This window comes from Tatumella sp. UBA2305 (assembly GCF_002345795.1).
Classification (GTDB): domain Bacteria; phylum Pseudomonadota; class Gammaproteobacteria; order Enterobacterales; family Enterobacteriaceae; genus Tatumella; species Tatumella morbirosei.
This window is the reverse complement of the sequence record NZ_DDVT01000021.1, coordinates 82,692-107,032: the sequence shown is the minus strand read 5'-3', so window position 1 is coordinate 107,032 and position 24,341 is coordinate 82,692. Positions and strand designations below refer to the sequence as shown.

20 protein-coding genes are annotated in these 24,341 nt (G+C 56.2%); 13 read left to right on the top strand and 7 right to left on the bottom strand.

The features are described 5' to 3' along the window. Nucleotides 1-17 precede the first annotated feature (17 nt). The gene (locus tag B3Z23_RS14385) at nt 18-356 is read left to right on the top strand and encodes a hypothetical protein (protein ID WP_294911364.1); all 339 of its coding nucleotides are present in this window, start codon (nt 18-20) and stop codon (nt 354-356) included. Nucleotides 357-415: 59 nt separating this feature from the next. Here the strand turns inward: B3Z23_RS14385 and B3Z23_RS14380 are convergent, their stop codons facing one another. Beyond that, nucleotides 416-2,323 (bottom strand): sigma-54-dependent Fis family transcriptional regulator, encoded by a 1,908-nt coding sequence (locus tag B3Z23_RS14380; protein WP_294911362.1) that lies wholly within the window; start codon nt 2,321-2,323, stop codon nt 416-418. Nucleotides 2,324-2,597: 274 nt separating this feature from the next. Here B3Z23_RS14380 and ssuD point away from each other — a divergent pair, with 274 nt between their 5' ends. From ssuD to B3Z23_RS14320, 12 genes are all read left to right on the top strand, one after another. Next, nucleotides 2,598-3,782 (top strand): FMNH2-dependent alkanesulfonate monooxygenase, encoded by a 1,185-nt coding sequence (ssuD, locus tag B3Z23_RS14375; protein ID WP_294911360.1) that lies wholly within the window; start codon nt 2,598-2,600, stop codon nt 3,780-3,782. Next, nucleotides 3,782-3,994, top strand: a complete 213-nt coding sequence (locus B3Z23_RS14370) for a hypothetical protein (protein WP_294911358.1) — start codon at nt 3,782-3,784, stop codon at nt 3,992-3,994. Before ssuD ends, B3Z23_RS14370 begins: the two co-directional genes overlap by 1 nt. Nucleotides 3,995-3,996: 2 nt before the next feature. Further along, nucleotides 3,997-5,412 carry an FAD/NAD(P)-binding protein gene (locus B3Z23_RS14365; protein WP_294911356.1) on the top strand — a complete coding sequence of 472 codons (1,416 nt, stop codon included), beginning with the start codon at nt 3,997-3,999 and terminating at the stop codon, nt 5,410-5,412. A gap of 92 nt (nt 5,413-5,504) precedes the next feature. Next, the gene (locus tag B3Z23_RS14360) at nt 5,505-6,881 is read left to right on the top strand and encodes an LLM class flavin-dependent oxidoreductase (protein ID WP_294911353.1); all 1,377 of its coding nucleotides are present in this window, start codon (nt 5,505-5,507) and stop codon (nt 6,879-6,881) included. An 11-nt stretch (nt 6,882-6,892) separates the two neighbouring features. Next, complete coding sequence (locus B3Z23_RS14355) at nt 6,893-7,906, top strand: methionine ABC transporter ATP-binding protein (RefSeq protein WP_294911351.1); 1,014 nt, start codon at nt 6,893-6,895, stop codon at nt 7,904-7,906. Further along, the gene (locus B3Z23_RS14350; protein ID WP_294911349.1) at nt 7,903-8,607 is read left to right on the top strand and encodes a methionine ABC transporter permease; all 705 of its coding nucleotides are present in this window, start codon (nt 7,903-7,905) and stop codon (nt 8,605-8,607) included. Before B3Z23_RS14355 ends, B3Z23_RS14350 begins: the two co-directional genes overlap by 4 nt. Next, nucleotides 8,604-9,479, top strand: a complete 876-nt coding sequence (locus B3Z23_RS14345; protein ID WP_294911346.1) for a MetQ/NlpA family ABC transporter substrate-binding protein — start codon at nt 8,604-8,606, stop codon at nt 9,477-9,479. The genes B3Z23_RS14350 and B3Z23_RS14345 overlap by 4 nt, the downstream gene beginning before the upstream one ends. A gap of 211 nt (nt 9,480-9,690) precedes the next feature. Then, nucleotides 9,691-11,154: an MFS transporter gene (locus B3Z23_RS14340; RefSeq protein WP_294911343.1), complete on the top strand. Its 1,464-nt coding sequence runs from the start codon at nt 9,691-9,693 to the stop codon at nt 11,152-11,154. Next, nucleotides 11,147-12,355 (top strand): acyl-CoA dehydrogenase family protein, encoded by a 1,209-nt coding sequence (locus B3Z23_RS14335; protein ID WP_294911340.1) that lies wholly within the window; start codon nt 11,147-11,149, stop codon nt 12,353-12,355. The genes B3Z23_RS14340 and B3Z23_RS14335 overlap by 8 nt, the downstream gene beginning before the upstream one ends. Nucleotides 12,356-12,365: 10 nt before the next feature. Further along, on the top strand, nt 12,366-13,577 hold the full coding sequence (locus B3Z23_RS14330; protein WP_294911338.1) for an SfnB family sulfur acquisition oxidoreductase: 1,212 nt from the start codon (nt 12,366-12,368) through the stop codon (nt 13,575-13,577). Between the two features lie 10 nt (nt 13,578-13,587). Continuing rightward, the gene (locus tag B3Z23_RS14325) at nt 13,588-14,796 is read left to right on the top strand and encodes an SfnB family sulfur acquisition oxidoreductase (RefSeq protein ID WP_294911335.1); all 1,209 of its coding nucleotides are present in this window, start codon (nt 13,588-13,590) and stop codon (nt 14,794-14,796) included. Continuing rightward, nucleotides 14,793-16,145: an LLM class flavin-dependent oxidoreductase gene (locus B3Z23_RS14320; protein ID WP_294911333.1), complete on the top strand. Its 1,353-nt coding sequence runs from the start codon at nt 14,793-14,795 to the stop codon at nt 16,143-16,145. Before B3Z23_RS14325 ends, B3Z23_RS14320 begins: the two co-directional genes overlap by 4 nt. 36 nt (nt 16,146-16,181) lie before the next feature. On the opposite strand, the gene B3Z23_RS14315 is transcribed toward B3Z23_RS14320, so the two are convergent. From B3Z23_RS14315 to B3Z23_RS14290, 6 genes are all read right to left on the bottom strand, one after another. Beyond that, nucleotides 16,182-17,444 carry an SfnB family sulfur acquisition oxidoreductase gene (locus B3Z23_RS14315; RefSeq protein ID WP_294911330.1) on the bottom strand — a complete coding sequence of 421 codons (1,263 nt, stop codon included), beginning with the start codon at nt 17,442-17,444 and terminating at the stop codon, nt 16,182-16,184. 235 nt (nt 17,445-17,679) lie between these two features. Then, on the bottom strand, nt 17,680-18,930 hold the full coding sequence (locus tag B3Z23_RS14310; protein ID WP_294911327.1) for an MFS transporter: 1,251 nt from the start codon (nt 18,928-18,930) through the stop codon (nt 17,680-17,682). 53 nt (nt 18,931-18,983) lie between these two features. Further along, entirely contained in the window at nt 18,984-22,076 is a 3,093-nt protein-coding gene (locus B3Z23_RS14305; RefSeq protein WP_294911324.1) for a beta-galactosidase, read from the bottom strand. 110 nt (nt 22,077-22,186) lie between these two features. After that, nucleotides 22,187-23,269, bottom strand: a complete 1,083-nt coding sequence (locus tag B3Z23_RS14300) for a LacI family DNA-binding transcriptional regulator (protein WP_294911322.1) — start codon at nt 23,267-23,269, stop codon at nt 22,187-22,189. 78 nt (nt 23,270-23,347) lie between these two features. Further along, a complete protein-coding gene (locus tag B3Z23_RS14295; RefSeq protein ID WP_294911320.1) occupies nt 23,348-23,626 on the bottom strand; it encodes a hypothetical protein in 279 nt (92 codons plus the stop codon). Between the two features lie 48 nt (nt 23,627-23,674). Then, complete coding sequence (locus B3Z23_RS14290) at nt 23,675-24,319, bottom strand: hypothetical protein (RefSeq protein WP_294911317.1); 645 nt, start codon at nt 24,317-24,319, stop codon at nt 23,675-23,677. Nucleotides 24,320-24,341: the final 22 nt, after the last annotated feature.

Genomic DNA, 24,341 nt, shown 5'->3' with positions numbered 1-24,341 from the left:
TGACGGAACCAGAACCGATGAAAAAATTACGTATCCTTTCTGCGGCTGCTATTGTGTTTGCGCTGGCTGGCTGTAACAGCGAACCTTCTGAAACCGAAATCACTCAGGCAGTACAGAAAAATATCGATCACGCGAATGCCCAGGTGCAAAAAATGGCCGGTAGTGCCATTCAGACGGATGGTTTTATGACCAAACTGCATTCATTGCGCAAAATTTCATGCGATCAGACGGGTAAAGGCGAACAATACAACTGTAAAGTGGAAGTTGATATTACCGCCCCGTTTGTGGGAGAGCGTAAAACGGTTTCCCAGATTAACCTGGTGAAAGATAACGACGGCTGGGACGTCGTACAGTAATTATGGCGCAAATTCTGGCCTGAATTCAGGCCAGAATCTGGCGCTGTGATACCGCGACTCTACTTCCCCGCGGAGAACTCATCCTTCCATACCGCTTCCCGGACATTAATGGCCCGTGGCAGCAGCCCCAGAGCATAAAAGCGGTCGGCAATCGCCTGTTGATCACGGATGATGGTCAAATCCATTTTTTGCGTCAGGTGACTGCGTCTGGCCAGGGCGTGACTCATCGATTCTGCAGATAACCCCAGTTCAGCAGACAGCAGGTTGGCTGCGTCTTCACGATGGGTATTGATGTAGCGTCCGGTGCGGGATAATGCCTCGATCAGCTGGTGCAGCAGGTCAGAGGAATGGGCTGCAAATTCACGGTGTGCCAGATAAAACTGGTGATTGTTAACCCGTCCCCGGCCATCGGCGAGCATCCGTAACTGACCGTCCAGTGCGGCAGCGCTTAACAGCGGGTCCCACATCATCCAGGCATCGACAGCCAGATAATCACTCGGGGTCAGGGGATATTTAGGGGGGGAGTAGACGACTCTGACATCATCCAGAGTCAGGCCCGCTTCATCGAGAATCTGCACCAGCAGATAATGAACGTTAGAACCTTTATTCACCGCAATCCTTTTACCGCGTAAATCGGCGATGGTGCTGACCGCGCTGTCACCCGGTACCATCAGCGCCACTCCCTCCGGGGCTGCCGGTTCCCAGGCAACATACAACACCCGGTTTTCTCCCGCCTGAGCAAACAGAGGCGGGACTTCGCCGGTGGTACCAAAGTCGATTTCGCCATGACTGAGTGCATGCAGTAGCTGCGGTCCGGCAGGGAATTCACTCCAAAGAACACTGACGCCGCTGTCAGCCAGTTGTTGCTCCAGCGACTGACGGGCCTTGAGTATTCCGAGATTGCCAAACTTCTGATAACCAATACGCAGCTCCCGCTCATGTTGCAGGCGGTGTGGTGATGCCGGTTGCCGTTGAACCGTCAGGCTGCGTCTGGGCTTAATCAGCCCGAGATGGGCGAGGTGGGTGCGTAAGGTGTTACGGCTAATCCCTAACAGCTGTGCCGTTTGTAGCTGATTACTGCCACTTAGTTCATAGGCATTACGTACCAGCGTATCCAGCACCCGCTGATAGAGCCTTGTGCCGCCGTCGGTCAGTTGCTGACGCATAAAGTCATCCAGCGCGGCTTCTCCCGGAGGCTGTTGCAGGGGTTCAGTCGCCGTCAGCCGCAGCTGTTGCGGGTGAATCACCGGTTCCTTGCTGAGTAACACCGCGTTATGCAGCGTATTTTCCAGTTCACGGATATTACCGGGCCAGGGGTAATTCATCAGTGCAGCCATCGTTTCATCGGTCATCTGTAACTGCGGGCGGCCAAGGCGGCGCGCATACAGCCGCAAAAAATGTTCCGCCAGCAACGGAATATCTTCACGCCGTTGGCGCAGCGGCGGCAGAGTGACTGCGGCAACATTCAGCCGGTAATAGAGGTCTTCACGAAAACGCCGTTCACGAATTGCCTGCGCCAGGTCAACGTGCGTCGCGGCAATCACCCGAACATTGACCCGCACCGGTTTACGGGACCCAATACGGGTCACTTCGCGTTCCTGCAATACCCGCAGCAGTTTCACCTGCAACGGCAGGCTCAGTTCACCAATCTCATCGAGTAACAGCGTGCCGCCTTCTGCGGCTTCAAACCAACCGGGGTGGCGCTCTCCGGCACCGGTAAACGCGCCTTTTTCATGACCAAACAGTTCTGACTCCGCCAGGCTTTCTGTCAGTGCGCCACAGTTCACCGCCAGGAACGGTTGTTGGCGGCGTGGACTGTTGTGATGCAGATAGCGCGCGACCACCTCTTTGCCGGTGCCGGTTTCGCCAATGATCAGCACCGTGGCGTCGGTTGGTGCCAGCCGGTCCAGCACACTCTGAAAGGCTATCGATGCAGGATCGATCAGCGCAGGGCCCTGAGTTGTCATCGGGTCATTTCCGCAAAATGTCAAAAAGTCACCATACCCTGTCCTGGCCCCGACGGCGAGATGGCCAAAGGCCGGTTTGCTGCATTTACAGCAGAATGATGATGTCAGATGCTGCAAATGCAACATTTTCCGGTCAGTCGAAAAAAAATTATCTTTATGATTTTTAATGAAAATTTTCCTTTTAATTTTGGCATATTTCCTGCTTAGCTTTTTATAACCAAAGCATCGAATTTCTATCTGATATTTTTAGATATAGTTATATAGGAAATGGATAATGAGCGATTCAGCACAGGAAAATATCAACGTATTCTGGTTTCTGCCGACCCATGGCGACGGCCGTTACCTCGGCACCACTGAAGGCGGTCGTCCGGTAGATCTTCCTTATCTGCAACAGGTTGCGTTGGCGGCAGATAATCTGGGTTACTACGGGGTGCTGATTCCCACCGGCAAAAGCTGTGAAGATTCCTGGCTGGTGGCGGCCGCACTGGCCCCGCTGACCAAAAAGCTGCGTTATCTGGTGGCGGTTCGCCCGGGGCTACAGCCGCCATCACTGGCCGCGCGTATGGCAGCAACGCTGGACCGCCTGTCAGAAGGTCGCTTATTAATCAATGTGGTGACCGGCGGTGATCCGGTGGAAAATAAAGGTGACGGTATTTTCCTGAGCCACGCGGAACGTTATAAAGTGACCAGAGAGTTTCTTGAGGTCTATTCGCGGTTGTTGAAGCGTGAGAAAGTGGATTTTCACGGCGAGTATATCCGTGTTGAGGGTGCTGAAGTGCTGTTTCCGCCGGTGCAACCGGAAGGTCCGCCGCTGTTCTTTGGTGGCTCTTCTGACGATGCTATCGAGGTTGCCGCCAGCCAGATTGATACTTATCTGACCTGGGGAGAACCGGTCGATCAGGTGGCAGAAAAGCTGGCGGTAGTCCGTCAGCGGGCCGCAGAGCAGGGGCGGACTCTGGAATTTGGTATTCGTCTGCATGTCATCGTGCGGGAAACCGAAGAGCAGGCATGGGCGGCAGCCGACCAGCTGATTGCTCATCTGGACGACGATACGATTGCCGCCGCTCAGAAAATCTTCTCCCGCATGGATTCTGCCGGACAGGCGCGGATGAGTGCATTACACCGTGGCTCCCGTGAATCACTGCGTATTGGCCCGAACCTGTGGGCCGGCGTGGGGCTGGTGCGCGGCGGGGCAGGCACCGCGCTGGTAGGCAATCCGCAGCAGGTGGCCGAACGTATCCGTGAATATCAGGCGCTGGGGATCACCAATTTTATTTTCTCCGGTTATCCGCATCTTGAGGAAGCCTATCGTTTTGCGGAACTGGTGATGCCGTTATTGCCACTGGCGTCCAATACGGCGCGCCAGCAGCAAACGGTGAATACCGGCCCGTTCGGCGAAACCATTGGGGGGGATCTGCGACCGGGTAAACCGGCTAACTCCCGGGTAAAGGAGGCGTAATGCGTTATCACGGTGATTCACAGAGCGCTCCGGCAACGGGCTGGGTGCCCAATGTGCCTGGCGGGCAAATGATTAGCAGCCTGGCAAGGCCGTTACCGGCCGGACAGCCGGTAGAGCTTTCGCCAGCGATACTGGCTGAGCCGGCGGGGATCGGCAGTTCGCTGACACATATTCGTTTATCGGCGGTCTGCGCCGCGTTTGACAGAGACTGACTATGGCTGAGCGGCATATTGTTATTGTGGGCGGGGGTTTTAGCGGCACGGCGTTAGCGATCCATCTGGCCCGTTACGGCAGAGCCGGACTGGACGTCACGTTGATTGAACCCCGTCCGTCTCCCGGGCGCGGGGTGGCTTATGGCAGTATCGATCCGTCCCACCGTATTAATGTGCCTGCGGCGCGCATGTACCTGAGCGCGGCCGAAGAGGGGGAGTTTGATCGCTGGTTCCGTGCTTCACCGGCTTTTCACGACGATCCACAGGCGCTGTGGCATGACGGTAGCGTCTATCCACAACGCTCACAGTTCGGTACCTGGGTTGGAGAACAGTTCAGTAAGGCGAGCGAAGCATCATCAGCCAGCATCCGATTTGTGCAGTCTAAAGCGGTTGCGCTGCAACAGGGTGAGGTGGTTACCGCGGACGGACGGCATTTCCCGGTCGATGACCTGGTACTGGCGATCAGTCATCCCCCTCCGGAGCTGCCTTCACTGCTTAAACCTTTTCGCCATTCGCCGGCACTGATCGCCGACCCCTGGCAGGCAAATGCGCTGGCCGGGGTAAAACCCGATGACCGTATCGCGATTATCGGCAGCGGTCTGACCATGTCCGATGTGGTGGCATCACTGCACCGACAGGGGCATCGCGGCAATATTGTGGCCTTTTCGCGGCGTGGTTTGCTGCCGCGTCCGAATCTTAGCGGCAGTTTCCCCATCCTGACCCTCGACTATGCCAGACCTCAGCCGGCGACTGCCCGGGGCTGGCTGCGGCGTATCCGTCAGGAAGTGGCGGCTGCAGGACAGCAACAATTGCCCTGGCAACTGATCCTTGATGATATCCGCAGGAATGGCCAGAAAATCTGGCAACAACTTCCGCTTGCCGAACAACAACGTTTTCTGCGCTATCTGCGGCCGTGGTGGGATGTTCATCGATACCGGATTGCCCCGCAAATTAATGCGGTACTGGAACAATGGCAGTCCAGCGGACAGTTGCAGTTTATCGCCGCACACTTAACCGCAGTCACTGCGGATGAGCAAACCCTGACCCTGACGCTACGGCCGCGTGGAACCGCCGAACAGCGCCTGACCGTGGATAAACTGATCGTCACCACCGGCCCTGCCCACGGCTCTCTGCTGAGCAGTGATGCACTGTTGAGTCAGCTGGCCCACGATGGGGTGATCTGTGCCGACCCGCTCGGGCTGGGCATTCAGGTGAATCCGCATTCGCAGGCTGTCAATGTCCGGGGCGAAACCTCTGCCAGGGTGTATGTGGCCGGACCTGCGGCCCGCGCCCGTTTTGGTGAACTGATGGGATTACCTCAGGTCGCCGATCATGCCGAAGCCCTGGCCCGATATCTGCTGACCACTCAGGACCCACCCGACGCTGAGCGATGTCGGAAGTTACCGCCAGCCGGATAGCGACTTTCCTGAATAACCTGCATTTTCCTGACAACAACAATTACGGGTGAACCGGCGGCTGAGTGCTGCCCGCTTCGGCCCGGGGAGTACTTATGCCTTCGCAACGTGAAATTCGCATTAATGCCTTTGATATGAACTGTGTCGGTCACCAGTCACCGGGACTGTGGGCCCATCCGCGGGATCGCTCATGGCAATACAAAGATCTGGAATACTGGACCGATCTGGCACGTCTGCTGGAACGCGGTAAATTCGACGGGCTGTTTATTGCCGATGTACTGGGCATTTACGATGTTTATAACGGCACTTCCGATGCCGCGATTCGTAACGCCACCCAGGTGCCGGTCAATGATCCTCTGGCGCTGATCACCCCGATGGCGCTGGTGACCGAACATCTTGGTTTCGGCCTGACGGCTTCACTCTCGTTTGAACATCCCTATCCGTTTGCCCGCCGTCTTTCAACGCTCGACCACCTGACCAAAGGCCGTGTTGGCTGGAACATTGTTACCTCTTACCTGGAAAGCGGCGCCCGTAATATCGGCCATAAAGCGCAGACCGGTCATGATGCCCGTTACGATTATGCCGACGAGTATTTGCAGGTGGTCTACAAACTACTGGAAGGGAGCTGGGAAGATGACGCGGTACTGCGTGATCGGCAGCGCGGCATTTTCAGCGATCCGCAGAAAATCCACCCGATTAACCACCAGGGGCATTTTTTCCAGGTGCCGGGCATTCATCTGTGTGAACCCTCACCGCAGCGCACTCCGGTGCTCTATCAGGCCGGCGCCTCCAGCCGGGGTAAACAGTTCGCCGCCGAACATGCCGAATGTGTGTTTGTCGCCGCACCGTCAAAGGTATTGCTGAAAAAAACGGTGGCAGATATCCGCCGCAGGGCCGAAGAGGCCGGGCGGGACCCGCGCAGTGTGCTGATTTTCAATCTGCAGACCGTCATCGTCGGTGAAACCGATCAGCAGGCACGGGCCAAATGGCAGGACTACAAAAAGTATGTCAGCTACGAAGGGGCTCTGACGTTGATCTCCGGCTGGACAGGGATCGATTTCAGCGAATACCGGCCGGATCAGGTGCTGAAACACCTGCATACCAATGCCATTCAGTCGGCAGTAGAAACCTTCTCGACCGCCGATCCTGACCGACAGTGGACGGTCGAAGCACTGGCTGACTGGGTGGGTATTGGCGGGTTCGGTCCGCTGCTGGTGGGCAGCGCCGAAACGGTGGCCGATGAACTGCAAAGCTGGGTAGAGGAAACCGATGTTGATGGTTTCAATCTGGCCTATGCACTGACCCATGAGACCTTCAGCGACGTGGTGGAACTGTTGGTGCCGGAGCTGCAAAAACGTGGGGTATACAAGCAGGATTACCAGCCCGGTACGTTGCGTGAAAAGCTGTTAAATCAGGGACCAAGGTTGCAGGCACCCCATCCGGGTGCCGGTTACCGGGTCTCTGCCTCCTGAGGAATCTGCCAATGATCGAAATTGACAATCTGCATAAGCAGTACCTCAGTGCGAATGGTGTTACCGAAGTGCTGAAAGGTATTTCGCTGACGGTACCCCCGGCTTCGATTACTGCGGTACTGGGACCGAGTGGCGCCGGGAAATCGACACTTGCCCGCTGCATCAGCCTGCTGGAACAGCCCACTTCCGGCAGTATCCGGGTCAACGGTAATGATTTGTCGCGGCTGTCAGGAGAAGCGTTGCGTCGTGAACGACGTGCTATCGGCACGGTATTCCAGTCCTCCGCGTTATTGCAACGTAAAACGGTGTGGCAAAACGTGGCTTTGCCGCTGGAATGGCTGGGGGTGGTCCCGCGAGATATCAAAAAGCATGTCGGTGAGTTGCTGGAGAATGTCGGGCTGGCAGACAAGGCACAATATTATCCGGCGCAACTTTCCGGGGGGCAACGGCAACGGGTAGGCATCGCGCGGGCGCTGGCGCTGCAACCCCGGGTACTGTTGGCCGATGAAGCTACCTCCGGCCTGGACCCACAGTCAACCGCTGCAATCCTTGGTCTGCTGCGGCAACTGCGTGACCAGTACGGGCTGGCGATTGTGCTGATCACTCATGAAATGGATGTGGTGCGCAGTACTGCGGATGCCGTGGCAGAGATTCAGGATGGCCGGCTGATTCAGCAGGGGCCGTTAACGCAGTTACTGGCCGATCCCGGGTCACGGCTGAGTCGTCAGTTATTCCCACTGACACCGGCAGACGGGCAGGGGGATTTACTGTTGCAACTCAGTTATGGCGACCGTCCGCTGGCCGCAGACTGGATAAGCCAGCTGAGTCAGCAGTATGGGTTACACATCGATCTGCTGGCAGCCCATGTCGAACAGGTCGATGGCCGGCTGGCGGGACGGATGCAGGTCGCTGTGCGTTTTACCCGTCACAACATCGACACAGAGCAATTGCTGGGTCATCTGTTCCGGTTGGGGATCAATGCCGGGGTGATTCAGACCCGGAATGCGTTACAGGAGGCGGTATGAAACCGGTTGATGTAATGAGCCAGGATACTCCCTGGAGCCAGATCCATACCCTGATGCTCCCGGCCTATCTGCAAACCTGGCTGATGGTGGGGATTGTGATGTTATTTGTGGTAAGCCTCGGCGGTCTGACCGGGGTGGTGTTATTTAATACCTCCCGTCACGGGTTATTCCCGCGGCCGCGTCTCAATCATGTGCTGAGCTGGCTGGTAAATATGGGACGTTCGCTGCCGTTTCTGGTACTGATGGCGGCCATTATCCCGTTCACTTACTGGCTGACCGGCACCACCATCGGTATTCCGGCGGCGGTGGTGCCGATGATTGTCGCCGGCACCCCGTTTTTTGCCCGGCTGGTAGAGAACGCGCTGCGTGAACTGCCTGCGGAAGTGACGGCCGTTGGCCTGGTCTCGGGAGGGTCCCCCTGGCAGATCATCTGCGGCGCCCAGCTTAGTGAGGCCCTGCCGGCCATTGTGGCCGGAATTGTACTCAACCTGATCTCGATGATTGAGTATTCGGCGATTGCCGGGACCATCGGTGCCGGAGGCATAGGCTATCTGGCGGTGGTATATGGCTATCAGCGTTTTGACCATCACATCATGATAGCCACCATTATCGTGCTGATTGCCACGATTCAGATTATTCAGTTTACCGGTGACCGCCTGGTCGCCGCTCTCCAGCATGCGAAAGGCAGACATTCATCATGACTCAGCACAACTTTGAAATTAAACAGAAGAAAACCTGGCCGAAAATCGTGCTGCTGGTGGCGGTGATAGTGATAGCTGCCCTCGCCTGGCACTTTACCTCCCGCCAGCAGCAAACGGTGACCTTTGGCAGCACACTGAAAGTTCACTTTGAACCGGCGATGGCCGGAGAACAGAAAGTGATTGAGTACGTGGCTCAGCATATTGCCCCGGACTATGGCATCAAAATCGTCGCGGTAGGATTGCAGGATTCAGTGCAGGCCAACCGGGCGGTGGCAGACGGGCAATATGCTGCCACTGTTCATGAACATAAGTGGTGGCTTAAGCAGGTGGCCGAGGCGAATAATTTCGCGCTGACCCCGACGGAGCCACTGTTCCAGTGGGCGTTCGGTCTCTATTCCGACAGATATCCGTCGGTGCAGGCGTTACCGGATGGTGCGGTGATCGTGGTGCCGAATGATGGTGCTAACCAGGGGCAGGCACTGTGGCTGCTGAGCCGTATCGGCCTGATTGGTCTGGACCCGTCGGTAGAGCCGCGAACGGCAAAACTGGCCGATATTAAGCAGAATCCGCATCATTTTGTATTTAAGGAACTCGATCTGCTGACCATCCCACGGGCGCTGAATTCGGTGGATGCGGCTATTGGTTATGTGTCGCAGTTTGATGCCGGTAAAGTCCCGCGCGACAAGGGTATTTTATTCCCTCCGGCGCCAAAAACCTTTGCCTCACAGCTGGTGATTGGCACCCCGTATCTGAAAGACAAAAATATTATTCAGCTGGAGAAAGCCTTTGCCGATCCGCGTCTGCAACAGTGGCTGAAGCAGACCGATGATCCACTGGTTCATGGAGTTCTGGTCCCCGTTTCCGGTGACTAAACCCCTTTAAGGACAATCAGTTAACCGCGGGTGGCCGGACAGGTCGCCTGGCGTTTTTTTGTGGCCAAAATACAGAATAACTTATTGATTATATTGAATTTTATAGCAATATTTGTTGTTTGTCTTTCCGGGCCTTGCAGCTTATAAATCGTCTTATCATCTGCAGCTTCTGCGCTTTGCAGACAGCCTATTACAAAAAGACGAGGGTTCTATGAGCACAATAAACACTGATGGCGGTCTGCTGGTGCCGTCGTCTCATTCATCGCCGGTCAGTTCGGTCGGTGATGTAGCAAGGCTGATTAACCGTCATGCGGGCAGCCGGAAAAACAGCTATGCCAGATTCATCGTTTTTCTGGCTCTGGGCGGTGTTTTCCTCGACGCCTATGACCTGACGACGCTCTCCTACGGTATTGATGATGTGGTGAAAGAGTTTGGGCTGACACCCACTCTGACCGGCGTAGTGACCTCTTCAATTATGGTGGGCACCATCATCGGTAATCTGCTCGGCGGCTGGCTAACCGATAAATATGGCCGCTATTCGGTATTTATGGCCGATATGCTGTTCTTTGTGGTATCTGCGATAGCCGCAGGACTGGCACCCAATGTCTGGGTACTGATCGGCGCCCGTTTTCTGATGGGGATTGGTGTCGGCATTGACCTGCCGGTCGCCATGGCTTATCTGGCGGAGTTCTCGAAATTCACCGGCAAAGGCAACAAAGCCTCTCGGCTCGCGGCCTGGTGTCCGATGTGGTACGCCGCCTCTTCGGTCTGTTTCCTGATTATCTTCGGACTCTATTTTGTGCTGCCACAGGCGCATATCGACTGGCTGTGGCGCGCTTCGCTGTTGTTCGGGGCGGTACCAGCGTTATTAATTATTGCCGTACGCAGCAAGTTTATGAACGAATCGCCGTTGTGGGCCGCCAACCAGGGGGATCTGAGTGGTGCGGTACGCATCCTGCGTGATTCTTACGGTATTAAGGCTCATGAAGCCGCCCCGCCGCAGGCAGAGAAAAAATCTCCGCCTAAAGTCAGCTTCCGTGTGCTGTTCCGGAAACCGTATCGCGAACGTACCCTGGTCGCCGCGGTAATGAACATCTGTATCTCCTTCGAATACACCGCCATCGCCTTCTTCCTGCCCTCAATCCTGGCGCAGTTCCTTGGTGCCGGGGTGTTTGAAACCATTTCGGCTTCGCTGGGGCTGAATGCCTTGTTTGCCTTTACCGGCGGATTGCTGGGGATGCGCCTGGCCTGGAGATTTCCTTCGCGCCATGTGGCGATTGCCGGGTTTGCCCTGCAGTTTATTGCGTTGGTTTCGCTGGCACTGATCGGGCACCCCACAGTACTGGTCGGGGTGGTGTTTGCCATTCTGATGCTCGGTCTGTGGCTGTTCGCGGAAGGATTCGGCCCCGGAGCACAGATGATGATTTATCCGGCTCTCTCTTACCCGACACATATCCGTGCCACCGGAGTGGGCTTCGCCCGTTCGCTATCCGGGATTGGAAGTGCGCTGGCGCTGTTTATTCTGCCGATTTTGCAGGCATCGTTTGGCACCAATATGTTCTGGATTGTCTCTCTGGCGGCCATTATTCCGATTATTTTCCTGCTGGCTGTCCGTTTTGAACCTACCCGTCATGACATTGATGATCATGCTGCACAAGGAGAATCCCATGTCTGAACCACAGATTCCTGATTATGAAACCATTGCGGCGAAATTCCGCCCGATTTTTACCCGGATAGCCGCCGGGGCAACCGAACGTGAAATCAACCGCCAACTGGCGAATGAACCGGTACGCTGGCTGAAAGAGGCCGGGTTCGGTGCACTGCGGATTCCGGTGGAACAGGGCGGTTTTGGCGTCAGCTTGCCGCAACTCTTCCGGCTGCTGACCGAACTGGCGGAAGCCGACTCAAACCTGCCTCAGGCACTGCGTGCCCATTTTGCCTTTGTCGAAGACCGGCTGAATCAGCCGGACAGCGAAGACCGGCGTCGCTGGTTCCGCCGTTTTACCGACGGGGAACTGGTGGGAAGTGGCTGGACGGAAACCGGTGACATTAAGCTGGGGGAAGTGGTGACCCGGGTAACAAAGGCAGAGCAGGGCTGGCAGCTTGATGGCCATAAATTTTACAGCACCGGCACACTGTACGCTGACTGGATCGATGTTTTTGCACGGCGCAATGACAATAACGGCGATGTGATCGCGATAGTCAGTACCCACCAGCCAGCGGTGGAGCGGGAAGATGACTGGGATGGTTTTGGACAACGTCTGACCGGCAGCGGTACCACCCGGTTTAATCAGGCCAGTGTAGAAGCTGAACATGTCTATGATTTTGCCGATCGTTTCCGTTATCAGACCGCCTTTTACCAGCATGTGTTATTAGTCACCCTGGCCGGTATTGGTCGCGCTGTCACCCGCGATGCTGCACAAGGCGTCGCTGCCCGGAAACGTATCTACAGCCACGGTAATGCCCCTCAGGTGAGACAGGATCCGCAGGTTTTACAGGTGGTGGGACAAATTTCGTCCTGGTCATTCGCCGTGGAGGCCGCGGTGCAACAGGCGACGCATTCCCTGCAACGTGCCTGGGAACTGCACGACAGTGCTGATGAAGCGGCTGTTTTACAGGCGAATATCGATGCCGAAGTCGATGCGGCCAGAGCCCAGGTGATTGCCTCCGAACTGATACCGCGCGCGGCGACGGAGCTGTTTAACGCCCTGGGAGCTTCCGATACCCGGGTCAGTAAGGCGCTGGATCGTCACTGGCGCAATGCCCGCACGGTCTCTTCCCACAATCCGGTGATTTATAAAGCCCGTAACGTGGGGGACTGGGAAGTGAACTCGCATCAGCCCACCTTTATCTGGCAAATCGGTAACGGTGAGTAGGGGATTACAGATGACACAACAGCAAACCCGGCGGCTGCCGGAACCGGCTGCAGTGATTACCGGTGAGCAGCAGGCGATCGAGGCGGCCCGGGCCGTCGCGGCGCTGGCGGCAACCGATGTGGTGAAACGGGATCGCCAACGAATTTACCCGCAGGAAGCACTGGCACTCTTCAGCAGTTCAGGGCTGGGGAGCATTCTGGTACCGCGCCACTATGGCGGAGGCGGATTATCTTACGCCACGGTGGCGGAGGTGTTCCGCATCATCTCCGTCGTCGATCCTTCGCTGGGACAGATCCCGCAGAATCATTTTGGTCTGATTCAGTATCTGCGGGATGAAGGCACAGAACTGCAAAAACAACAGCTGTTTGACCGGGTGGTCGCGGGCTACCGCATTGGTAATGGTGGTCCGGAAAAAGGGGCTCGTCATACCCGTGAGGTACTGGCCAGGCTACGTTATACCGCGGAGGGACCGCGACTGACCGGTGAAAAGTTTTACTCTACCGGAGCGTTATTTGCCGATATCGCGGCCACCACCGCCATTGATGACCAGGGTAAAGCCTTGCTGGCCTTTATTCCGCTGCCTGCTGAGGGGCTGCAAATCATCGACGACTGGTCAGGCATCGGTCAGCGTACCACTGCCAGCGGCACCATGCGCTTGCAGGAGGTGGCAGTCGATCCCAACTGGCTGGTGGCGGTTCCCGCTACCGATAAGCCTTCGCTGCGAGGTCCGGTTTCTCAGCTGATTCAGGCCGCGATAGATGCCGGTATTGCGCGTGGTGCGTTTGAAGAAGCCCGGGAATTTATCCTTCACCAGTCACGGCCGTGGGTGGATGCCGGGGTTGAGCGCAATGCTGACGATAGCCAGTTGCAGGCGGATGTCGGACGGGTGTATGTCGACTTACTGGCGGCAGAGGCCACGCTCCGACAGGCCGCCGCAGTGCTGGATAGCATTGACCCTGCGCAACTGGATGCCGCGACCGCCGCACGGGCATCGATTGCGGTGGCCGGTGCCAAGGTACTGACCACCGCAGCGGCATTACAGGTGAGTGAAAAACTCCTGGAATGGGGTGGCAGCCGCGCGACCCTGGAACAGCATGGCTTAGATCGCCACTGGCGCAACGCCCGCACTCATACCCTGCACGATCCGGTGCGCTGGAAGCAGCATACCCTTGGAAATTATTACCTTAACGGCGTTGAACCTGTACGCCATGCCTGGATATAAGGACGCCATCATGACAGTGAGTCAGGTAAGCCCGAAACACCCCGCCGCAGTGATTACCTCCCCACAGCAGGCTATCCACGTCGCCCGGGAACTGGCGGATGCTATCCGCAGCGGATCGGCGCTCCGTGATCGGGACAGAATTCTGCCGGTTCGTGAGCTGGAACAGTTTTTTGCCTCCGGTCTGGGGGGCATTACCGTCCCGAAAAGCTTTGGCGGGGCTGGGGTGTCGACCGCCACGCTGGCAGAGGTGACGGCGATTATCAGCGAGGCCGACAGTGCTATCGGTCAGGTGCCGCAAAATCATTATTATGCGCTGGAAGTGCTGCGGGTTAACGGCAGCCCTCAGCAACAGCAACGGCTGTATGCCGAAGTACTGGCCGGGGTCCATCTGGGAAATGCGCTGGCAGAGTTCAGTTCCCCGGCAGCCCATCAACGTTCCACCTCTATTCTGCCGCAGGGCGATCACTACCGACTACAGGGTCGAAAATTTTATGCCACCGGGGCATTGTTCGCGGACCGCATTCCGACAGCCGCACGGGACGAAAATGGCAACGATCAGCTGGTATTTGTGTCCCGTCATCAGTCCGGGGTCACGGTGATAGATGACTGGTCTGGCTTTGGTCAGCGCACCACCGGCAGCGGTTCCGTGGTCTTTGAGCAGGTGGTGATTGAAGGCGAAGATATCGTGCCATTCTCCACTGCCTTTGAACGGCCGACCACGGTCGGGCCGTTCGCCCAGATTATTCATGCGGCGATAGACCAGGGGATTGCCCGGGCGGCATTTAACGACATGCTTGGTTTTATCCGTCAGCAGGCCCGGCCCTGGCCGGACTCCGGGCTGGAACGGGCCGCCGATGACCCATTGACCCTTGACAGAATCGGTCTGCTGGCTGCCCGGTTGCAGGGGGGCGATGCACTGCTCAGTACCGCAGGTCAGGCGATAGATGCTGCGCAGGCAGCTCCGGATGCAGGTAGTGTGGCCGAAGCCTCGCTGCAGGTGGCGGCCGCGCGGGCCTGGACGACAGATGTCTCTTTGCAAGCCGGTAACCTGCTGTTTGAACTGTCCGGCACCCGTTCTGCATTGCGTGAACACAATCTGGATCGTCACTGGCGCAATGCCCGTACCCATACTCTGCATGATCCGGTCCGCTGGAAGTATCCGATTATCGGTAACTATCTGTTGAATGGTGTGTTGCCGCCACGCAGGGGAACAATATGAGTCAGCCCGGAAAACAGGTACTGCTTAATGCGTTCAATATGAACTGTGTCGGTCATATTCATCATGGGATGTGGACCCATCCACTGGATCTATCGGTGGATTTTAACTCGCTGAATTACTGGCTGGAACTGGCAAAAACCCTGGAACGGGGATTGTTCGACGGGTTGTTTATTGCCGACATTCTCGGGGTTTATGATGTTTATCAGCAGGGGATTGCCCTGACGGCCAGTGAATCTATCCAGTTGCCGGTCAATGACCCGTTACTGCTTATCCCGGCGATGGCCAGTGTGACGCAACACCTTGGGTTCGGGGTCACCGCTAACCTGAGTTATGAAGCGCCTTATCCATTTGCCCGGCGTTTCTCGACGCTCGACCATCTGACCGGGGGGCGGATTGGCTGGAATATTGTCACCGGCTATCTGGACAGCGCGGCACGGGCGATGGGTCAGGCTCAGCTGGCGGGGCACGATCGCCGTTATGATCAGGCCGATGAGTTCCTTGAGGTGAGTTATCAGCTGTGGGAGGGAAGTTGGGAGGATGATGCGGTACTGGCCGATAAGCAGCGGCGGTTGTACGCCGACAGTCAAAAAATTCATTCGATCCGCCATCATGGGGAATTTTATCAGTTGGAGGGTTATCACCTGTCATCGCCTTCACCGCAGCGCACACCGTTGTTGTTCCAGGCCGGCAGTTCCGAACGGGGCAGCCGGTTTGCCGCACAACATGCGGAATGCACTTTTGTCAGTGGCGGTAGCTTGCAGGGAACCCGGGCTCAGGTTGAAAAACTGCGTCAGGCCGCCCGCGAACAGGGACGACAGCCGGAGGATATCAAGGTGTTTATGGGCGTTTCGGTGATTGTTGCCGCCACCGAGGCGGAGGCTCGCAGCAAACACCAGGAATATCTGCGTTATGCCAGCCCGGAGGCAGGTCTGGCCCATTTTTCCAGTTCTGTGGGTATCGATTTTGCACAATTCGGCCTCGACCAACCGGTCAGCAGTGGTCCTACACGGGCGATTGAATCGGTCAGCAAAGCCTTTGATGGCTGGACGCCCAGGCGCTTACTGGAACAGCACGCTCTGGGCGGGCGCTATACGCTGATCGTCGGATCTCCTTCGCAGGTAGCGGATCAGTTGCTGAAATGGGTGGATGAGACCGGGATCGATGGTTTTAATCTGACGCGGATCGTGAATCCGCAGAGTTATATTGATTTTATCGATCTGGTGGTTCCGGAATTGCAGCAGCGTGACCGTTACAAAACGGCTTACCCGCCGGGGACTTTCCGCGAAAAGTTGTTTGGTCAGTCTGCGCGGTTACCGGCGACTCATCCGGCCGCACAGGCGCGGCGCTGAACCTGAAACACCGCCCTGCGGGGCGGTGGTGATGATTCAGTTCCAGGCATGGCGTGGCGGGTTAATATTGTTCAGATAGTAGTTTCCCACATGGAAATATTTCCAGCGCACCGGGTCGTGCAGCGTATGGGTACGCGCATTACGCCAGTGGCGATCCAGATTAAATTCCTCCAGCGTTGAGCGTGTTCCTGCCAGCTCAAACAGTTTATTTCCGGCCTGTAATGCCACTTCGGTGGTCAGCACTTTGGCTTCGGCGGTCGCCACAGAAGCTGCCGCCACGGTCTGCTCATTCGGCTGTTTTAAGGCTTCATCAATCAGTTGTCCTGCCCGCCATAACAGCGACTCTGCGGCATGCAGTCGGATTTTCAGGTCACCAATCGCCGCGATGGTGAAGATATCCTGCGAGGCCTTTTCCTGACCACTGTCGATCCACGGGCGGGATTTTTCATTAATAAATTTCACGGTATCAGCGAGGGTGCCACGGGCGATACCGGCATCGACCGCCGCCTGGATAATCTGCGAGATCGCGCCGGCAGCGGTAGGACGGTCAAAGGCTTTCCAGACCGGAATCACATCTTCCTCTGTAGCCCGGACATTATCCAGCACGACGCTACCGGACGCGGTGGTACGCTGACCAAACGAGGACCAGTTATTAATGACCGTCAGCCCTGCACTGTTGCGGTTAAGAACCACCAGTTGTACCAGCCCCTGTTCATCGACAGCCACGGTATGTACCTTGTGCGCCAGCAGGGCACCGGTGGCATAAAATTTCTCGCCATTCACCCGCAGATGATCACCGTGCCTGGTCAGGGTCGTCCGGAAATCGGCCACGGTTTTCGAGCCTTTTTCGGAAAAGGCATTACCCCAGCGTTCACCGCGTAATACGCCGGCCAGCAGCCGTTGTTTCTGGCTTTCGCTGCCATCAGCAATCAGATGGGCCACCCCCGCCAGATGGTTCTGCGGGATTTGCCCTAATGCGGAATCTGCCGCCGAGATAATGGAAATCACCCGTGCCACGGTCGCGTAAGAGACTTCCGCGCCGCCATAAGCTTTTGGCACATTGATGCCCCACAATCCGCTTTGTGAAAATGCCTCCAGTTCGGCCACCGGCAGTATCCCTTCGCGGTCACGCCGGGCGGCTCCAACGGCGAATTGTTCTGCCAGTTGTTCTGCAACCTCAATCGCCTGCTGATCACTGCGGATAATCTGTGCCGGGACCGACGGTAGTGGCAACGGAGCCAGGGGTTCAGAAGAATTCACGTAAATATCGGCGGCCTGTGGAACCTCTAATGTGCTCATCACTTCTCCTTACCAGACATGTCGCGCATTGCGCAGAATCCCCATAGTGGCACAGTTTTTCCACGACAAATTAGAACAATTCCGGCAATCGTTTTGCGGCAGATGAATAACGATAAGCGATTGAAATTAAAAGGTATTTTAAATTTTATTGACGCATCCGGGGGAGGGGCATCCCCCCGGCGTCTGAGGTTCGGGTCGGCCCCGGAACGCTTCCACAGAGACCGGGGCCCGGGGACTATTTTCCGGGGAGGGGGGCGGCAGTCAGATTGACGTTTTTCTGCTGGCTCAGGGTAAACAGTGACAACAGGGTAAAGCACAGCGCAATCAGCCCCAGTACCAGATAGGCCCCTTTAAAGCCGATATTCTGGTACATCACACCGGCCAGATAAGACATAAAAATCATCGCCAGTTGTTTGAAGAAACAGAAGCAGACCAGATAGATAGTCGCCGAAAAGCGGACTTCAAACTGACTGGTAATGTATTTAAAACAGCCGACAATCAGGAAAGGGATCTCAAACATATGCAGTGTTTTCAGCACCACCACTTCCACGGCATTGGTGGCAAATGACGAACCGATGATCCTGACGGACATGATGGCTCCCGCCAGCAATAAGGCATTTTTCCCGCCAATCCGGTTCACAATCAACGGCGCAAAAAACATGATTAATCCGTTCAGCAGTTCGCCCAGCGTCGTGACATAGCCGAACACCTGGGTGCCTTTGGCGGGGCTGCTAAAAAATCCGGTAAAGAAATTAGCAAACTGCTGATCGAAAACGTCATAGGTGCAGGACACGCCAATCACGTATAACGACAGGAACCACAGCTTCGGTTGTTTAAATAACTCCAGCGCCAGCTTCAGGCTGAATGCCGACGGATTAGCCCCCACTGCATTGGCGACTACGGCAGAAGAGGAGCTGGTGGTCCGTGAGAAAAACAGCAACAGTGCGAGGATTACCGCACAAGCCGACCCCAGCCAGAATACAAACTGGTTATTGATGTTAAACATAATCCCTGTGATTGAGGCGCAGATGGCCCAGCCCACACAACCGAACATCCGCGCCCGGCCAAACTCAAACTGGCTGCGGCGGCTGACTTTCTCGATATAGGCTTCAATCGAAGGGGCACCGGCGTTATAGATAAAGCCGAGGTAAATCCCCCCGGCAATCGAACCCAGTAATACGTTGTATTGCAGCAGCGGGCCGAACACATAAATAAAGAACGGGGCAAACATCACCAGCATACCGGTGATCACCCACAGCAGATGTTTACGCAGCCCTAATTTGTCTGACAGCAGGCCAAAGACCGGCTGAAACAACAGCGAGAACAGTGAAATCGAGGCAAAGATCATCCCGGTATCTTCCTGACTGATATGGTTTATATCGTGCAGCCAGATCGGGAAGAACGGAAAGTAGGCTCCCATAATAAAGAAATAGAAGAAAAAGAAGCTGCCGAAGATCCAGAAATTAGTGTTACGTAAATAGTACATAATCGTTTCCTTGCGCCGCACTACCGGCAGTGATGAACACTGCCGGCAAAGGATTAATGGTGATTATTTCTGCCCCAGACAATCTGATAATGGTAATGACGAGCCGTGAGCAAATACTCAGGCGCGACTGACGGGCTCCAGGAGTCATCACCACCGATCCCCATATGGAAACCATCAATATTCAGCCAGCTTCCTGCCTCTGGTGACAGCAGATGGTGATGGCTGGTCTCTGCCAACTGCTGTTGGCTGTAACGGCTCAGGTTGAACTGAAAATCTCCCTGCCACTGATGGCTGCCATAGCCTAGTTGCCGGGTCGCACAGCGCAGACCGTTCTCCGACGGAAAAACATACGGGGTATACAGTTCAGCCAGCGGCAGATCCCAGCGATCAACGCGGGCTGAACTGAGACGATCCGGATAGTTTTCATGTGGTCCGAGTCCCAGCCAGTTAACCCTTTCAGCTACCTGTGACAACTGGCACGTCAGGCCGATTCTGGCCGGCGGGGTGCCACCGCCAGGCAGGTCAACATCGACGGTAATTTGCAGGTCACCCGCCGTATCGATCCACCACTGTTTGCGGCTGATAAACAGGGTGATGTGCTGATGCTGCCAGTGATGCAGGGTAGTTATCAGCACCGCGTCGCTCAGTTGTTCAGCGCTACACTGCAGCAGCACCGGTTCTGCGGCGTAGTGCCCGGCCGCTTTCCAGCGCTCAGCCCAGGCATTAGGGTCAATCCGGTGGGCTTCACTGACCCCGATATCATTATCCAGCGGCGCCCGGGTAAACTGGTCCGTCAGGGCGCTCAGTAACTGCGGCTGTGCATCGATAAAATACTGGCTGAGAACCCCGGCTTCACGGCTGAATTCCCAGCGGCGGTTCCCGGCAGTCACGCTGAACATAGTGTCGGTGGTACTCAGTTGCGGGGCCTCGCCGTCAGTGGTACTCAGGGGTTCCGCCACTCTCTCTTCCAGTAGCCACTGCTGCCAGCCGCTGATATGCAAGGCTTCTGACCATTGGGTCGCCTGTGGCTGGAAAACTTCGACATTCAGCCACAGCTGACCGTTACCCTCCACCAGTGAAACGTCCGGCAGTTTAATTATCTGGCTGCTCTGCGGCTCGATATCCAGTGTCAGCTCTCCTTCGGCCAGGGGTCGTCCATCCTGAGCGAAACGCCACCGCAGTTGTTCGTTACTGGTGTGACGGAACAGGTATTCACTGTCGATTTGCAGGCGACGTGGCTGGCCCGGCAGCAGATGAAAACGGAAAAACTGTTGTGCATGCTTCGCTTCATATAGCGAAGGGTGCGGCGTACGGTCGGCGAAGACCAGGCCATCCATACAGAACTGACGGTCATTGGGCGTATCCCCAAAATCACCGCCGTAGGCTGACCAGGGTTGACCCTGGTCATCGTATTTAATCAGTGACTGATCCACCCAGTCCCAGACGAAGCCCCCCTGTAACCGGGGATACTGGCGAAATGCCTGCCAGTAACGGGCAAAACCTCCCAGGCTGTTGCCCATCGCATGGGCATATTCACACAGGATCAACGGGCGATGTTCGCCCGGCAGTGACAGCCATTTCCTGATCGACCATTTAGGTACCGCCGGGAAGGGTTGATCCTGATCCACCCGCGCATACATCGGGCAGATAATATCGGTGGCTGCGGTGTCTGCGCCGCCGCCTTCGTACTGTACCGGTCGTGACGGATCTTCAGATTTGATCCAGCGGTACAGCGCATCGTGGTTGACACCATGTCCGGACTCGTTACCCAGTGACCAGATAATAATGCAGGGATGGTTACGATCCCGTTGTACCATTCGCGTGACACGCTGGCTCATCGCCGGTAACCAGTCAGGATCATCGGTCAGCCGGTTCATCGGCACCATACCGTGGGTTTCGATATTCGCTTCATCCACCACATACAGGCCATAATAATCACACAGCCGGTACCACAGAGGATGGTTAGGGTAGTGGGAGCAGCGCACCGCGTTAAAATTATGCTGCTTCATCAGCAAAATATCGGTAACCATGGTCTCTCTGTCCATCACCTGACCGTTGAGCGGGTGATGTTCATGGCGATTGGTCCCGCGGATCAGCAGCGGTTGCCCGTTGAGTAATAACAGACCGTTGCGGATAGTCACTTCACGGAACCCGACATCGCAGGCTTCGGCTTCAGTCAGTTGCCCGTCTGCGGACGCTAACAGGATCACGGCACGATACAGTTGCGGGTCTTCGGCACTCCACAGGGCCGGTTGCGTGACCGGAATCCGCAGCGTGGTACGTTCGGCATAACGACCACGTTCATCCACGATATCGCTGCCGGGAACCCCGCTGACCTCGCCAATCAACTGATCCTGCTGCCAGAGTTGCAGGGTCAGTTGCAGATCAGGGCTGATATTCCCCTGTAAATGGATCTCCGCTGCCAGCTCTGCGGCGCTGAAATCGTTATTCAGTCGGGTGGTGATCCGGTAATCACTGATCCGGGTTTCCGGCTTATGCAGCAGGGTGACATCGCGGAAAATACCGCTCATTCGCCACATATCCTGGTCTTCGAGATAGCTGCCGTCGCACCAGCGCAGCACCATCACCGCCAGCCGGTTGTCACCCTGTTGCAGATAATCAGTCAGGTCAAATTCAGAAGGCAGACGGCTGTCCTGGCCGTAGCCGACAAGTCGGCCGTTACACCACAGATAAAATGCCGAATTCACCCCTTCAAAGATGATTCTTGTCTGGCCTTGCTGCAGCCACTGCGCATCGGCTTTGAATGTGAGCGAGTAACAACCTGTCGGATTGTTCTCCGGCACCCGGGGAGGATCGACCGGAAACGGGTAGGTGACATTGGTGTAAATCGGGGTGTCGTAGCCCTGCATCTGCCAGTTAGAAGGCACAGGGAGCTCGCGGCTGTCAGGCAGATCGGCCAGCCGCCAGCTGTCGGGGACATCCTGCGGCCGGTTAAACAGGCGGAACTGCCACTGGCCATTCAGGCTGCGCAGACTGTCTGACGGCCGATCTTCTGCCGCTGCCTGAGTGGAACGCCAGCTACTAAAGGGCGGGTGTGCCGCCAGCCGGTTGAGCTGGGTGATGGCCGGATTTTGCCAGTGGTTCAGGGCCAGTACCGCGTCCAGGGTGTCACCGTTCTGTGTCATTACCGCAATCCTTAGAAATTGTTATCCGCTCACAATTTCTAAAACATAGGTCCCGGTACTGTTTTCTGTAAAGCAGCAACTGCCCGGTCAGTGAACTGACTCACATTAATTTATTCACCGGAGGGGAGGCGCGAGACCTGGCGGGCCAGACGGATCAGTGAAGCGGAAAGCTCTCTGGTAGAGACGGCATCACGGCCCGGTGGCTGTACGGTATGACGTACCACCAGGCTGACGGGCAGTTGCTGGTTTTCAGTGCCCTGTTCGCCACGCGATAACTGCAACAGCCGGTCAACGCTGGTTTTGCCGAGCAACGGAAAGTCCTGACGAATGGTGGTGAGAGGCGGAATATAGCAGCAGCTGTCATCGGTATCATCGTAGCCAATCACCGAAATATCAGCCGGAACCTGTAAACCATATTCGCAGATAGCCCGCATGGCACCGAGCGCCATCTGATCATTGGCAACCAGCATGGCACCCGGCAGGATACCTCGCTCCAGCATCTGCCGGGTTTGTAAAAAGCCCGACATGGCGCTCCAGTCACCCTGCAATTCGGCGACCGGTTGTAGCTGTTGGCGGGCAAGGGATGACAGCCAGCCGCTGCGTCTTAGCCTGGCGGAGACCGAACTTTCGGGGCCACTGAGCAGTGCAATCTGCTGATGGCCCTGCGCTAACAGATATTCTGCTGCCAGTTGCGGTCCCTGCTGGTGGGAGAAAATGATGCTGTTGACCGGGGCACTGTCTGAAACATCCAGGAACAGCACCGGGACGTTGCCGCAGGCATTGGCCACTTCCCGCGCATCATCATCATCCAGTGGAAAGTTAACGATAATTCCGGTCACCCGTTGTGCCAGCAGGTGATAAATGGCCGCTTTACAGGCCTGCAATCCGGCATGTTCAATCATGGAGATAACCACACTGGCAGAACAGTGGTCAGCACGGGATTTAATGGCGGCGACAATCTGGGAGGGGGCATGCAGTGCCAGGTGGGTGGTTGCTACGCCAATCAGCGGGGACTGTTTTCCTGCCAACTGCTGAGCGACCCGGTTGGGGATATAGTTCAGTTCAGCCATCGCCGCTTCGACTTTCTCGCGGGTCCGCGCCGAAACATGGCTGGCCTGATTAACCACCCTTGAGACGGTCTGGTATGAGACCCCTGCAAGGTCTGCAACATCATACAGTGTGACTGGTTTCATGAGTTCTCCCTGATTGCCGGCTGTCCGCTGGCTATCATGCCACAGTTCTCTGCAGAGTCGCTATGTCCGGTGGTTGGGTCAGGGCTCCGGCGGGCGCGCCGGAACAATATTACCGATACGCACCGGCAGCCCCGAATATTGCCGGCAGCGCTTTTTCAGCGCCTGCCACTCTTCTGTCTGCTGGCGGTTGTGGGCTGTCAGGGAATCAAAGGCTTCTTCAGAGAATTCGATACTGAATTCCCCCGCTATCTGCGGGTCGTCTTCGGAGAAGGGCTCTGCGTCTTCTTGTTCTTCGTCCGGATCTTCATCCCGTTCAGCCAGCAGCTGTTGCAGTTGCCGGGTATTATGTTCGGCCACCGCCGGGCTGTAATAAAACAGCCCGCTGATAAAAATGGCTTCCAGCAGTTAACGAAAACTTAATTCGGTTTCGCTGTAGAGCCGGTGGCGGTGGGTATCATAGTCAATACCGGTAACCCCTTTCTGAAGTAACCCGTCCTGCGGCAGGAATTCCAACGCCTGTCGGTTATCAATCACTACCGGCAGGTTTTTAATATCATGGATATTTTCGCTCAGGCTCCAGTGTTGTGCAGAGTCAAAGCGGATGCCAAAAGCGCTACATTCGGTTTCGATATCGAAATCATCGGCGGGCGCCAGTTCGCGGGAAAAATAGTCGTTAAGGTCTTCCTCTTCTCCCGGTTGCAGATACTGATAACTACGGACCACCGCGCTGTGACGGCGGATACATATCCAGTCAGGCCCGTTGCTGGCCGATGGGGCCGGTTTTTTCATTTCACGGATATAGGCGGCGACATCACGATCCAGAAGGGCGGTTAACAGATCCTGCCAGGCTTCCACTGCAATCAGGATTGCCGCCAGGGTGGTGCCCTGTTCAATTACCACCGGGTGACGAAAGAAGCGTAACAAAAACCAGGGGTCATCAGCGGGCTGGGTCCGGAGAACAGACAGCAAAGGCAGGGCGGTGGCGTCGTCGAAGTCAGATTTAAAACGCAAAATCTGGTCTGCACAAAAATAAAGACGGCCTTCCATCATAGTGTGGTTCCCGCTGAGGACA